Origin of the sequence: Nocardia sp. NPDC049737, from assembly GCF_040674755.1 — a bacterium.
Lineage (GTDB): Bacteria > Actinomycetota > Actinomycetes > Mycobacteriales > Mycobacteriaceae > Nocardia.
Genome location: NZ_JBFANH010000007.1, coordinates 245,800 through 258,976, shown reverse-complemented (window position 1 = coordinate 258,976; position 13,177 = coordinate 245,800). Strand labels below are relative to the sequence as shown.

At 65.2% G+C, this 13,177-nt stretch carries 12 protein-coding genes; 7 read left to right on the top strand and 5 right to left on the bottom strand.

Going from position 1 to position 13,177, the window contains the following annotated elements; translation table 11 throughout:
* Nucleotides 1-162: 162 nt before the first annotated feature.
* On the top strand, nucleotides 163-1,389 hold the full coding sequence (locus AB0J47_RS12805) for a mannosyltransferase (protein WP_364344484.1): 1,227 nt from the start codon (nucleotides 163-165) through the stop codon (nucleotides 1,387-1,389).
* Here the strand turns inward: AB0J47_RS12805 and AB0J47_RS12800 are convergent.
* A complete protein-coding gene (locus tag AB0J47_RS12800; protein ID WP_364344481.1) occupies nucleotides 1,328-1,624 on the bottom strand; it encodes a 4a-hydroxytetrahydrobiopterin dehydratase in 297 nt (98 codons plus the stop codon). The two genes, AB0J47_RS12805 and AB0J47_RS12800, sit on opposite strands and share 62 nt — an antisense overlap.
* Nucleotides 1,625-1,758: 134 nt before the next feature.
* Entirely contained in the window at nucleotides 1,759-1,935 is a 177-nt protein-coding gene (locus AB0J47_RS12795) for a hypothetical protein (protein ID WP_085998628.1), read from the bottom strand.
* Between the two features lie 154 nt (nucleotides 1,936-2,089).
* On the opposite strand from AB0J47_RS12795, the gene typA reads away from it, so the two are divergent.
* The 6 genes from typA to AB0J47_RS12765 all read left to right on the top strand — a co-directional run bounded on the left by typA (nucleotide 2,090) and on the right by AB0J47_RS12765 (nucleotide 8,795).
* Nucleotides 2,090-3,988 carry a translational GTPase TypA gene (gene typA, locus AB0J47_RS12790; RefSeq protein WP_364344477.1) on the top strand — a complete coding sequence of 633 codons (1,899 nt, stop codon included), beginning with the start codon at nucleotides 2,090-2,092 and terminating at the stop codon, nucleotides 3,986-3,988.
* Nucleotides 3,989-4,034: 46 nt separating this feature from the next.
* The gene (locus AB0J47_RS12785) at nucleotides 4,035-5,768 is read left to right on the top strand and encodes an ABC transporter family substrate-binding protein (protein WP_364344629.1); all 1,734 of its coding nucleotides are present in this window, start codon (nucleotides 4,035-4,037) and stop codon (nucleotides 5,766-5,768) included.
* Complete coding sequence (gene mshB / locus AB0J47_RS12780; protein ID WP_364344474.1) at nucleotides 5,765-6,637, top strand: N-acetyl-1-D-myo-inositol-2-amino-2-deoxy-alpha-D-glucopyranoside deacetylase; 873 nt, start codon at nucleotides 5,765-5,767, stop codon at nucleotides 6,635-6,637. Before AB0J47_RS12785 ends, mshB begins: the two co-directional genes overlap by 4 nt.
* A gap of 96 nt (nucleotides 6,638-6,733) precedes the next feature.
* Complete coding sequence (locus AB0J47_RS12775; RefSeq protein WP_364344471.1) at nucleotides 6,734-8,200, top strand: amino acid permease; 1,467 nt, start codon at nucleotides 6,734-6,736, stop codon at nucleotides 8,198-8,200.
* Between the two features lie 20 nt (nucleotides 8,201-8,220).
* Nucleotides 8,221-8,379, top strand: a complete 159-nt coding sequence (locus AB0J47_RS12770; RefSeq protein ID WP_364344468.1) for a hypothetical protein — start codon at nucleotides 8,221-8,223, stop codon at nucleotides 8,377-8,379.
* A complete protein-coding gene (locus tag AB0J47_RS12765) occupies nucleotides 8,376-8,795 on the top strand; it encodes a hypothetical protein (RefSeq protein WP_364344465.1) in 420 nt (139 codons plus the stop codon). Before AB0J47_RS12770 ends, AB0J47_RS12765 begins: the two co-directional genes overlap by 4 nt.
* 33 nt (nucleotides 8,796-8,828) lie before the next feature.
* On the opposite strand, the gene AB0J47_RS12760 is transcribed toward AB0J47_RS12765, so the two are convergent.
* The 3 genes from AB0J47_RS12760 to AB0J47_RS12750 all read right to left on the bottom strand — a co-directional run bounded on the left by AB0J47_RS12760 (nucleotide 8,829) and on the right by AB0J47_RS12750 (nucleotide 12,936).
* On the bottom strand, nucleotides 8,829-10,604 hold the full coding sequence (locus AB0J47_RS12760; RefSeq protein ID WP_364344626.1) for an APC family permease: 1,776 nt from the start codon (nucleotides 10,602-10,604) through the stop codon (nucleotides 8,829-8,831).
* Nucleotides 10,605-10,816: 212 nt separating this feature from the next.
* Nucleotides 10,817-12,442 carry a PH domain-containing protein gene (locus AB0J47_RS12755; RefSeq protein WP_364344462.1) on the bottom strand — a complete coding sequence of 542 codons (1,626 nt, stop codon included), beginning with the start codon at nucleotides 12,440-12,442 and terminating at the stop codon, nucleotides 10,817-10,819.
* On the bottom strand, nucleotides 12,439-12,936 hold the full coding sequence (locus tag AB0J47_RS12750; RefSeq protein WP_364344459.1) for a PH domain-containing protein: 498 nt from the start codon (nucleotides 12,934-12,936) through the stop codon (nucleotides 12,439-12,441). The genes AB0J47_RS12755 and AB0J47_RS12750 overlap by 4 nt, the downstream gene beginning before the upstream one ends.
* Nucleotides 12,937-13,177 lie beyond the last annotated feature (241 nt).

Genomic DNA, 13,177 nt, shown 5'->3' with positions numbered 1-13,177 from the left:
TGATGCAAATGTTATCAGTGATAATCGGCGGTCGCGGTACGCAAGTTACCCCCTCCGGACTCGGAGGCGCACATCGGGTCGGTCCAGGGGATTGATGGGATCTCTCGCGGCGGCGGTTAGGCTAGTCGCAGCCTTCCCGGAACCGACTCGAAAGCCTGCGAATTGAACCGAAGTCTCCGATTGGCTGTGCCGGTGCTCGGTCTGTCTGTGTTGGCCAGGCTGCTGTGGATGCTGCTGACGAAGAACGGGATGAATCTCGTCGATCTGCACGTCTATGTCGACGGTTCGGCGGCCCTGCTCACCGACCGCCTCTACGACTTCACCTACGCCGAGAAGACCCCGGACTTCCCGCTGCCGTTCACCTATCCGCCGTTCGCGGCGCTGGTCTTCTTCCCGCTGCACTACTTTCCGTTCACCATGATCGCGGTGCTCTGGCTGCTGGCCATTGTCGTCGCGCTGTATGTAGTGGTGCGGATCGCCTTCGAATTGATCCTCGGTGCGGAGCGGATGAGCGAGCCGCGGTGGCGCACCGCCACGGTCTGGTGGACCGCGATCGGCATCTGGATGGAGCCGGTGCGGACCACCATCGACTACGGCCAGGTCAACGTTTTCCTGGTGCTCGGGGCCATGCTCGCGGTGCGCAGTTCACGATGGTGGCTGTCCGGCGGCCTGATCGGGGTGATCGCGGGAATCAAACTGACACCGGCGATTTCGGGGCTGTACTTCGTGGCGCGGCGGCGGTGGGGGACCGCCGTGTGGTCGGCGCTGGTGTTCGGTGCGACGGTCGGGGTCAGCTTCCTGATCAACCACAAGGAGGCCAAGCGGTACTTCGGCACGCTGCTCGGTGACGCGGATCGGATCGGTCCGGTTGGGTCGGTCTGGAATCAGTCGCTACGCGGTGCGTTGAGTCGTCTGCTCGGCCATGACGTCCAATCCGGACCATGGTGGCTGGCAGCCGTCGTGGTCGTGGCCGTACTGGCCTTCTTCGCTTGGCGCGCACTGGGTCCCGACGATCGGTTGGGGACCCTGATCATCGTGCAGCTGTTCGGGCTGATGGTTTCGCCCATCTCGTGGTCGCATCACTTCGTGTGGCTGCTGCCCACGGTGATGTGGTTGGTGTACGGGCCGCTGCGGCAGGCGTCCGGCGCTCGGATACTCGCCGGGTATTGGTTGGTCACCACCCTCATCGGCGTGCCGTGGGTGCTCTCGTTCGCCCAGCCGTCGATCTGGACTATCTCGCGGCCGGGGGTGCTGTCCTGGCTCGGCGCCGTCGACGTGCTCGGTGTGCTTGTGCTCTACGGCTGGATGATCTGGTCCGGGCGCATGGTCAATCGGTTTGCGCCGCAAACCGATCTATCTCGCGAGCCAGCGACACGTCCAGCGCGGTGAGTCCGCCCGAGTCGTGGGTCGAGAGAGTAAAGGTCACCCGACGCCAGCGGATATCGATATCCGGATGGTGGTTCGCGTTCTCGGCGACTTCGGCGACCTGACGCACCAGTTCGATGCCCGCCGGAAAGGTCTTCGCCTCGATCGTGCGGGTGATGGCATCGCCGGACCGGGTCCAGTCCGACAGTTCGGTCAAAGCTTCGGTGAGTTCTGCCTCGGTTAGTTTCGGTTCGCTCATGCCTGCACCTCGCTGGCGCTCGGCTCCGGCATGACCGCTCGGGCGGCTGTGTTGTCTGTTCGCTCACTGCGTTCGCTCATATGCGAGTTGTACCCCCAGCGCGGCGGACCCATCAGGAAATCCGAATTCGTCGATCAGGCGGCGCGGGCCTTCTTGAGGCCCTTCTTGAGTTCTTTACCGCAGCAACCAGCCGCTTCCAGGCGTTTCATCCGCATGATGACGACGGGGCACTTCAAGCAGCGCGTCTTCTTGCGACAGCACTTCTTCTTCGGTTTGAGGCTAGAAACCTTCTTCGCCTTGACCTTGCCCATGGTTGGTTAGCATACCCTTAGCGGAGTGCCTGGTCTGCGAGCCATTCGAATGCCGGTACTGTGTAACTGGCCGCAATGCCCTGGTGAGTATCGATTCTCCACCTGTTTGCAAAGGGTCGGCCGGCATCTATACCAACAGCAGGAGGATTGAGGCGTGTCGTCTGCACGCGATTTTCGCAACGTCGCCATCGTGGCCCACGTCGACCACGGTAAGACGACGCTGGTCGACGCCATGCTGCGCCAGTCCGGCGCCTTCGCCGAACGCGCCGAGCTCGTCGATCGTGTGATGGACTCCGGTGACCTGGAGCGCGAGAAGGGCATCACCATTCTCGCCAAGAACACCGCAGTGCATCGGCACCACCCGGACGGTTCGGTCACCGTGATCAACGTGATCGACACCCCCGGCCACGCCGACTTCGGCGGTGAGGTCGAGCGCGGTCTGTCCATGGTCGACGGTGTCGTATTGCTGGTCGACGCGTCCGAGGGGCCGCTGCCGCAGACCCGCTTCGTGCTGCGCAAGGCGTTGGCCGCGAAGTTGCCGGTCATCCTGGTGGTGAACAAGACCGACCGCCCCGACGCCCGTATCGAAGAGGTCGTCGAGGAGAGCCACGATCTGCTGCTCGACCTCGCCTCCGATCTGGACGACGAGGCCGCCGAGGCCGCCGAACTCGCGCTGGACCTGCCGGTCCTCTACGCCTCCGGCCGTGAGGGCAAGGCATCCAAGGAACGTCCCGAGAACGGCAGCGCGCCGGCCGCGGACAACCTGGACGCCCTGTTCGACGTGCTGCTGGAGAACATCCCGGCGCCCAAGGGCGATCCGACCGCACCGCTGCAGGCGCACGTCACCAACCTCGATGCCTCGGCCTTCCTGGGTCGCCTCGCGTTGGTCCGCATCTACAGCGGTGAGTTGCGCAAGGGCCAGAACGTCGCGTGGATGCACGGCGACGGCATCAAGCAGGTCAAGATCACCGAACTGCTGCAGACCATCGGCGTCGAGCGTCAGCCAGGCGAGGTCGCCGAGGCCGGTGACATCGTGGCCATCGCGGGCATCCCGGAGATCATGATCGGCGACACCCTTGCCGATGTCGACAATCCCGTCGCGCTGCCGCGTATCACCGTTGATGAGCCGGCCATCTCGGTCACCATCGGCACCAACACCTCACCGATGGTCGGCCGGGTGCAGGGCCACAAGCTGACCGCGCGCATGGTGAAGTCGCGGCTGGACTCCGAACTGGTCGGCAATGTCTCGCTGCGCGTTCTCGATATCGGCCGCCCGGATGCCTGGGAGGTGCAGGGCCGCGGTGAGCTGGCGCTGGCCATTCTGGTCGAGCAGATGCGTCGCGAGGGCTTCGAGTTGACCGTCGGCAAGCCGCAGGTGGTCACCAAGCAGGTCGACGGCAAGGTGCACGAGCCCTACGAAGAGCTGACCATCGACTGCCCCGACGAGTACCTCGGCGCGATCACGCAGCTGCTCGCCGCCCGCAAGGGCAAGATGGTCCAGATGAACAACCACGCCGCGGGCTGGGTGCGGATGGAGTTCATCGTTCCATCGCGCGGCCTGATCGGCTTCCGCACCGACTTCCTCACCGAAACCCGCGGCACCGGCATCGCCAACGCTGTCTCGCACGGCTACGCACCGTGGGCCGGTGAGATCCGCGCCCGCCACACCGGTTCGCTGGTTTCCGACCGCGCGGGCTCGGTGACCCCGTTCGCCATGATCCAGCTGGCCGATCGCGGTCAGTTCTTCGTGGAGCCGGGTGCGGACACCTACGAGGGGCATGTCGTCGGCATCAACCCGCGCGCCGAGGATCTCGATATCAATGTCACCCGCGAGAAGAAGCTGACCAATATGCGCAGCTCGACCGCCGATGTGATGGAGACGCTCGCCAAGCCGCTGCAGCTCGACCTGGAGGCGGCCATGGAGTTCTGTGCCGCCGACGAATGCGTCGAGGTCACACCGGAGATCGTGCGGGTGCGCAAGGTCATCCTCGGTGCCACCGAACGCGGTCGCGAACTGTCGCGCCGGAAGGCTCGGGACCGGGCTGCGCTGTAAGGCAAGTAGAGTGCGCCACGTGAGCTCGGGGGCTATACGACGCGCGATGCTGATCATGATGGCGGCCTCCTCTATGGTGCTCGCCGGCTGCACCGCGAATCCGCCACCGCCGATCGAGAGCACCGACAGCCCGAAGACGACACCGGCGAAGCCCGGTAAGAACACCGTCGTGGTGGCCATCGATGACATCGGCATCGGGTTCAATCCGCACCTGCGTTCCGATCAGTCGCCGGCCACCGCCGCGGTGAGTTCGATGGTGTTGCCGAGCCCGTTCCGGCCGGTGCCGAATCCGGCGGTGCCCGGCGCCACCGAGTGGGTGCCGGATACCGCGCTGGTGGTCTCGGCCGAGGTGACCGCGCAGGAGCCGTTCACCATCACCTATACGCTGCGCAACCAGGCGAACTGGTCCGATGGTGCGCCGATCGCGGCGGAGGACTTCCGGTTCCTGTGGCAGCAGATGATCACCCAGCCGGGTGTCGTCGATCCGGCGGGTTATCGGCACATTGCCGATATCAGCTCCTCCGGCGGCGGTAAGACGGTCACCGTCACGATGACCGAGGCGTATCCGGCTTGGCGTGAGCTGTTCACGAATCTGTTGCCCTCGCATCTGATCAAGGATCAGCCCGGTGGTTTCGCCACCGGGCTGGTCGAGGGAGTTCAGGTCTCGGGCGGCAACTTCCGCATCAAATCGACCGACCGGGGACGCGACGAGATCCTGCTCGAACGCAACGATCGGTACTGGGGCACCCCGGCCGCGCCGGATCAGATTCTGTTGCGCCGCGGCGGAACTCCCGCGCAGCTGGCCGATTCGCTGCGCACCGGCGATGCGCAGATGGCGTTGGTGCACGGTGGTGTCGCGACCCAGGCGCAGCTGGCGGCGATCCCGTCGGTGCGCACCGTTATCATGCCGCAGTCGCGTGAGCTGCAATTCGCAATCAATGGGCGTAGTGGCGATCTCAGCGATCCGCGGGTGCGGCGCGGGGTGACCGCGCTGATCGATCCGACGCTGCTGGCCACCGTCGCCGGGCAGACCGGTGGCTGGGTCGAGCCGGTGCGCGCGCAGATTCTGACACCGTCGGATCCCGGGTACACACCGACCGCGCCGCCGCGGCCGTCCGCGGAGGAGGCGTTCGCGCTGCTCGCCGAGGCCGGTTATGGTCGAGCTCCCGAGACGCCGCCGGTGCAGTCGCCGACCTCGCCCGCACCGCAGCCCCGTTCGGTGGCGAAAAACGGTAAGGCACTGGCGATTCGGATCGGCGCGGTAACCGGTGACGCCACCGCGCTCGCCGTCGCCAATACCGCTGCGGACCAATTGCGCAGTGCCGGAATCGATGCCAGCGTGCGCAGTCTCGCGGCCGATACCCTCTACGGCAAGGAACTCACCGACAGCGGCGTGGACGCCATCGTCGGCTGGGAGGTCGCCGGTTCGGATCCGGCCACCGTGCTCGCCTCGCGCTACGGCTGCCCGCCGGTGGATACCGGTGCCGGCAACGGAGATTCGCAGACCGCCATCGAGGCGGCCAAGAAGGCGCCGAGCAATCTGTCCGGCATCTGCGATCCCGGCCTGCAGCCCTCGATCGACGAATCGTTGCGCGGTGTCGAGGTCGGCCGGGCGCTGGCCGAGGCCGAGCCGCGGCTGTGGGCTCTGGCGACAGTGCTACCGATCGTGCAGGACAATGTGGTCGCCGCATCCGGACCGCGGGTCGACGGTGCGTCGTTGAGCGGTGCCATTCAGGTCGGCATCTTCGGTGATGCGGCGATGTGGCGCAGGATCCCATGACCGGTGGACTGCTGCTGGTGCACGCCCACCCGGACGACGAGTCCATCACCACCGGGGGCACCATCGCGCACTACCGCCGCCGCGGCGTACCGGTGACGGTGGTGACCTGCACCCTCGGTGAAGAGGGGGAGGTCATCGGCGAGGAGTGGGCGTTGCTGACCGCCGATCACGCCGATCAATTGGGCGGCTACCGGATCGCGGAGCTGACCAACGCGCTGGCCGCGCTGAAGGCTGGACCGCCGCGCTTCCTCGGCGCTGCGGGCCGCTGGCGCGACTCCGGTATGGCGGGTACCCCTGCCGCGGAGCATCCGCGGGCCTTCGTGCATTCGGGTGCCGCGGCGGTGGAGGCGCTGACCACGATCGTGCTCGAACTACGGCCCCGGGTGGTCATCGGCTACGACCCGCGCGGCGGCTACGGGCATCCGGACCATATTCGGGCGCACTGGGTCACTTCGGCGGCGGTGACCGCGGCGGCCGAACAAGGGTGGGACACCCCGAAGTTCTATTGGACCGTCACCGATGCGGACATGTTGCGACTGCACACCGAGGCGCTGGCCCGGCGGACCGTCGAGGGGTTGCCCGGCGCATTGCCGCGCGGTTGGCGGTTGCCCGCCGCGGGGGAACTCGCGAGCGTGCCGAGTCATACCGTGACGGCCACCATCGATGTGTCCGATTCGCTGGCCGCGAAGCGAGCGGCGCTGCGGGCACATGCCACACAGGTGACGGTCGCGCCGACGGGGCGCGAGTTCGCACTGTCCAATAATGTTGCGCAGCCGGTACTTCCGGAGGAGCACTTCATTTTGGTCCGTGGTACGCGCGGTCCGGTGGGGGCGGATGGGCGTGAACACGATTTGTTCGCGGGGCTTTAGTTTCAAAGTATTGCTCGAGGGTTGCTGTCGCGGCCGTGTTAGACGGCGAGTACGGTCTTTGTGATTTCGGACATCGATGTGGAGGCATAGCGGTTCATGACAGCGGTCGGTGACAAAGCTCACCTCAGCATCGAGGATCACGGGTACCACAAGAGTCTGAAACCACGTCAGCTGCAGATGATCGCCATCGGCGGCGCGATCGGCACCGGTCTGTTCCTCGGTGCCGGCGGTCGGCTCGCGAGTGCGGGACCAGGACTGTTCCTGGTCTACGCGGTCTGCGGTGTCTTCGTATTCTTCATTCTGCGCGCGCTCGGTGAGCTGGTGCTGCACCGTCCGTCGTCCGGTTCGTTCGTTTCCTATGCCCGCGAATTCTTCGGTGAGAAGGCTGCATTCATTGCCGGTTGGATGTACTTCCTGAACTGGTCGATGACCGGTATCGCCGATACCACCGCGATTGCCCAATATTTTCACTACTGGGCCGGATTCACTCATGTTCCACAGTGGGTGCTCGCGCTCATCGCGCTGGTGCTGGTGCTGGCGGTCAATCTGGTCTCGGTCAAGTGGTTCGGTGAGATGGAATTCTGGGCCGCGCTGGTCAAGGTGGCCGCGCTGAGTGCGTTCCTGATCGTCGGCACGGTATTCCTGATCGGCCGATTCACCGTCAAGGGCGCGGCGACCGGTCCGAGTGTCGTCACCGCTCATGGTGGACTGTTCCCGACCGGGATCCTGCCGCTGGTCGTGGTCACCTCCGGTGTCGTATTCGCTTATGCCGCTGTGGAATTGGTCGGCACTGCGGCGGGGGAGACGGAGAATCCGGCGAAGATCATGCCGCGCGCGATCAATTCGGTGATCCTGCGGATCGCGGTCTTCTACGTCGGCTCGCTCGTGCTGCTGGGACTGCTGCTGCCCTACACCAGCTACAAGTCCGGTGAGAGCCCGTTCGTCACCTTCTTCACCATGCTCGGGGTGCCCGGCATCGGCAGCATCATGAACGTCGTCGTGCTCACCGCCGCCTTCTCCAGCCTGAATGCGGGCCTGTACTCCACCGGACGCATTCTGCGGTCGATGTCGATGAACGGCAGCGCGCCCGAGTTCACCGGGGTGATGGGCAGCAACGGTGTGCCCTACGGCGGCATCCTGTTGACCAGCCTGATCGCGCTCTGCGGTATCGCGCTCAATGGACTCGTGCCCGAGCGCGCCTTCGAGATCGTGCTGAATATGGCCTCGCTCGGGATCATCGCATCCTGGGCCACCATCGTGCTGTGCCAACTGCAGCTGTGGCGCTGGTGGAAACAGGGCAAACTCCAGCGGCCGCAGTTCCGCATGTGGGGTGCGCCGTGGACCGGCCTGATCACGCTGGTATTCCTGTTCTTCGTGGTGGTGCTCACCGGCGTCGACTATCCGGTCGGCACGTGGACCGTCGCCTCGCTCGTTGTACTCATCCCGGCGTTGATCATCGGCTGGTTCGCCGCCCGCAAGCGGGTGCTCGCGATCGCCCAGATGCGTAAGGGCTACACCGGAGAGTTCCCGGTCGTCGCCAACATCCCCATTGAAGGCGACTGATTTCGGCTTAGACTCCGATCATGTACAACTGGGATCTGCAGAACGCCATCGCTGCCTTCGTGGACAGCCTGCGCCCTGGGGCGCAGCAACAGCACGAGCTCTACATGTCGGTGCTGTACGCGTTCGTCGATATGCAGAGCCACCTGCTCACCCTCCTCGGTTTCCCGCCGGTCGCGTGAGGGTCACTTTCGCCAAGGCACCGAACCACACCTCCGGCGCCCATGAGAACCTGCCCCTGGGTCCGGTGATCATCGCCGTCCTGGTACTGGACGACCTGATCACCCTCGCCCTGGAGGTCCTCTACCTCCCCACCTACATCAACACTGTGGCCTTCCCCCTGTCCGCAGTGCTGGCCGGCGTAATCAACGTGCTACTGGTGATGGGAGTTCGCTCCATAACCCACCGCGTAAGCGCAATGATGCTCCCCCTCGCCGCCTGGACCCTCGGCTTCCTGACCTGCTCCGTCACCGGCCCCGGCGGCGACATCATGCTGGGCAGCGACTGGCGCACCCTGCTGCTGCTGTTCTGTGGACTGGTCCCGCCGCTGCTCTACATCTACATCCGAAGCAACGCCGGTCTATTCAGCAGTCACTGACGTCGCGGCAACGCATACGGACGCAACGAACCTTCAGTCGAGGCGAATGGCCAGGCTCGCGATTACGGCATCGGTGCGGGCGCGCAGGGCCGCGGCCAGCACGGGGCCGCGCGGGTTGTGCAGGGGACGGTGATACCAGTGGGCGGCTTCTACCTGGGCCAGCAGAACGGTCACTTGGCGTCCGGTTCGGGTTCGGCCGCGGACGTAGCCGACGAGGGTGGTAATGAGATTGCGGTGTGGACTCGGGAGGACCGTGAGGGGGACGCCCGGATCCCACTGCTTCCACTGGGCGCTTAGTCGACGGGTGGCAGCGGGGTCGATTTCGGCTGCGACGGCGACGATTTCGCCGTCCAAGGCTTGCGCGATGCGCAAGGCACGCGCGGTGACTTCGCTGACCGCGACCACTGGAACCACGATGAGCATCGGCTCCTGATCCGGGGATTGCGGTGGCAGAACGGGGATTCGGCCGAGGCTGAGTTGATCGGCCACACTGCGGTAGTAGTTCTCGGTGCGCGCAAACAGAGTTGTCAACGCGGGCACAATGATCAGCAGCAGCCACGCACCCTCGTCGAACTTCTCGATGAGCAGAACCACGGCGGCCACGGCAGTTAGCAGCGCGCCGAAACCGTTGAGAATGGCGCGCCGAATCCAGCCGGACCCACGCTGCTCGCGCCAGTGTCGCACCAGCCCGGTCTGGCTGATGGTGAACCCGATGAAAACGCCGACCGCATAAACCGGTAGCACACGGTGGGTTTCGGCATGTACGACCAACAGTACGGTGGCGGCAAGAAAGGCAAGGGCCGCAACGCCATAGCGGAATACCGGGCGCTCGGAGCGCAACGCGAACAGATGCGCGACCCGATGGTCTTTCGCCAGCAGCGACAGTAATACCGGCAGTCCGCCGAAACTGGTATTCGCGGCCAGACACAGCGCCAGCGTGACGGCCAGACTGGTCGCGTAGAACGGCCACCCGGTTCCGAAGGCCGCCGCGGACAATTGCGCGAGCAGGGTGACATCGCCGCGCGGCACCGCGTGATGGCGACGGATCAGCAGCGCCAAACCGAGCAGCATCGTGCACAGCAGCACGCCGAGCGCGACCTCGGTGTGCTGAGCCCGCCGCACTGCGGGTGCGCGGAACGACGGCACGGCATTGGCAATCGCCTCGACACCGGTCAGCGCCGAACATCCTGCCGAAAATGCCTTGAGCAGCAACAGTATTCCGACGGTGTCGTATGGCACGAACGGCCCCAGATCGGTACCGATCACCGCGACCGGTGTCGAGCGGAATAGTCCGACCACGATCACCGCGAGAATCGCGAGGATGAACAGAAGTGTCGGTCCCATCAGCACTTTCGCCGATTCGGCCACCCCGATGAGATTGATCACGGTGAGTCCCGCGAGCCCGCTCAGCGTGATCAGCAGCAGATGATCGGCCAGCACCGGAAATGCGCTCGCCAAACTGGCAGCACCGGCCGCGAGACTCACCGCGACGGTCAGCACATAGTCCACCACCAGACTCGCCGCCGCGAGCAGACTGGCACCGCGACCGAGATCCTTCTTCGCCACCGCATAGGACCCGCCGCCATCCGGATGTACGGCGATAACCTGCCGATACGACAGCACCAATACCAGCAACAGCACAGCGATCGTCAGTGAAACCGGCAGAGTCCACGACACCGCCGCCGCACCCGCCGCGACAAGTACCAGCACGATCGCCTCGGGCCCGTATGCCACGCTGGACAGCGCATCCAGCGATAACGCCGCCAAACCGCCGATCGCTGTCAGTCGATATTTGTCACCGCGCTGCATCCGCCGCACGCGACGATCGGCAATGGGTAACTCCCGCGTCCGTGATATCGGGGTCTCGACCACGCTGACCATTGAACTCGGCGCGGTACTGGCAACTGGTCAGCGACACCGCGCGAGTTGGATCGGCCACATTCTCGGAGCGAACGGTCTCAGACACCTGGATCAGGAGCGATGATGGAACGGCGCATGGTCGGGGAATTCGTCTCGGTGGGTCAGCGTCGACCGAGGCGGCCGGGGGTTGCCGATTCGATGAGCTCCCAGGCCTGATCGAGCGGAATGTCGACGACAAGGTAACGCTTCTTACCGGCCGCGGTGGCGGCGACCACGGTGGCGATGCCGGAGCGGCGCTGCCAAAAGGATTGGCGGACAGTCCAACCGATGATGCCGGGGGCCTCCAGACAGTCGCGGTCGCGGTCCAGCGAGCCGGATCGGGTGATGAGCCAGGCCGGACTGTCGTCGGTGGCGGGCAGAACGGCGTGGCCGAGGCCTCGGTAACGGTCGGCGGCCAGCGCGGTCGCGATCAGAGCCGTGAAAGTGGGGAGCAGCCACCACCAAGGTGAAAAGTCTTCTCCGGCAAGGGAATTGATCAGCATTACGACCGCGAGTATCGCGATCGGGCTGAGCGCGCGGAGATACCGACGGCGGCGCGCGACCGGGCCGTGCGCGATCAACGCCGCGGTGCTCACCGTGGCGCGCGGCGCGCGGCCTGCGGTCGGCTCTTGTTGCGGCGCTCGGTCCACCGAATCCGCGGCCCTCGAGAGTTCGTTCGTGGCACCCGGGCGTCGGACCGCTCGAGGCGCGAGCAGTTCCGCCAGGGTGCGTTCGATCGCGGAGCGCGGTGCCTGGGGCAGGATCTTCTGACGCGGGCTCTGGCCGGTCATGATGGCTTCGAGCTCGGCGGCACCGGCCATGCGCAGCAGCAGCGGCTCGTTGACGGTCGCGCCACGGAAACGGGCCAGATCCAGGGTGATCTGTCTGGTCGTGAACAGTCCGTGACGAAGATGCAGCGTGCGGTCGTTATCGAGCACTCGCAGCTTGAAATACGTTGTCAGATAACGCGCACAGGCCGCGAGACTGACAATCACCACGATCGCGACAACCAGCACCGCGATGGCGACGCCGATGAGAACCCCGCTACCGTCCTCGATACTGTGCACCGCGTCGGAACTGAACACGATCTGGTCGAACCCGTACTGAAATGCCAAACCGACAATGGGTGCGATGATCGCGAAACCGGTCAGCGACAGCGGCGCGTAACGCACCCAGCTCGCACGCCAATGTCCGATCTCCCGGGCGTTCCCGGACACCGGCAGGTCTTTCCGGAGGCTTGGAACCTGTTGTTCAACAGTAGATTCCGGCGAACCGGCGGTATGGGCGAGCAACACCGCCCGCAACCGCGGCACCACACCCGCATCCAACGCATCGAGTTTGAACTTCTCACCCGAATCCGCGTGCTGCCCAGTCCCTATGGCCAACACCGCGAGCCCGAGAATCCGGTGCAACAGATCGGCCTCGATGTCCACCGACCTGATCCGTGACCGCGGCACCGACAGTTTCTTGCGCTGAATCAACCCGGTCCGCAACTCGACATGTGTCGTCCCGACCCGATAGGCGGTGGTGAACCAGCGCGTCAGCGCGAACCCGACGATCGCCACCAACGCGATGAGTCCCCACAGCGGGTTACCGGTATTGGTGCCGAGGAGCACCGACCCGATCAGCACCGGAATGAACCGCACGACCTCGTTGACGGGGTGGACCAACAACATTCGTTTATCCAGCCGCAACCACGGCTGCTGGATCTCCGGCGCGAGATCGGTTTCCGGTAGGTACGAACTCACGTCGCATCCCCACGGTGCAATGCGGCGATCTCGGTCAGCCGCGTGACGGTCTGTTCGGCCACCGGCAGATCGAGTTCGGAGATCCGCACCGCACCGGCCGAGGACGCCGTCGTCACGGTCACCGTCGCCAGCCCGAGCAATCGCTCCAGCGGCCCGCGCTCGGTGTCGACGGTCTGCACCCGGGAGATGGGCGCCACCCGGCTCTCCACCGTCAACCAGCCGACCCGGGTGTACACCGCGTCATCGGTCACCTCCCACCGATGCACGGCATACCGCCACAGCGGCATCACCCCGATGCTCACCGCCGCGAGCACGAGCGCCACCGCGAACACCGCCAGCTGCGCACCACGATGCTCGGAGTCGACGACAACCCACAAGATCAGTGCCACGAAGGGAATCATCCACCCGATCGCGGCCTGAATGGTCCACAAGAGCTTGGCCTTGGTGCTCGGACGCCAGGCCGGACCGGCCAGGATCGTGCGCGGCTGCGACATGCTTGCCATGGTTGCACGTCAAGGCGCGACCGTCTCCGTCCTCTGCTACAACCCACCTACCTGCAGGGGAATAATTCGACCCGACATACCGGAATACTGCGTGAGACCGCATAGTTATCACCGCTCACAACGGTGCCTCGCTTGCGCTCGGCCCCGTTGCGAGCGTGGCGCTGCTGTGTTATTGGTTCGCTCGCTTCGCTCACTCAAAAGCACTGGAGGGAGACAGCCCAGGATGTGTAGC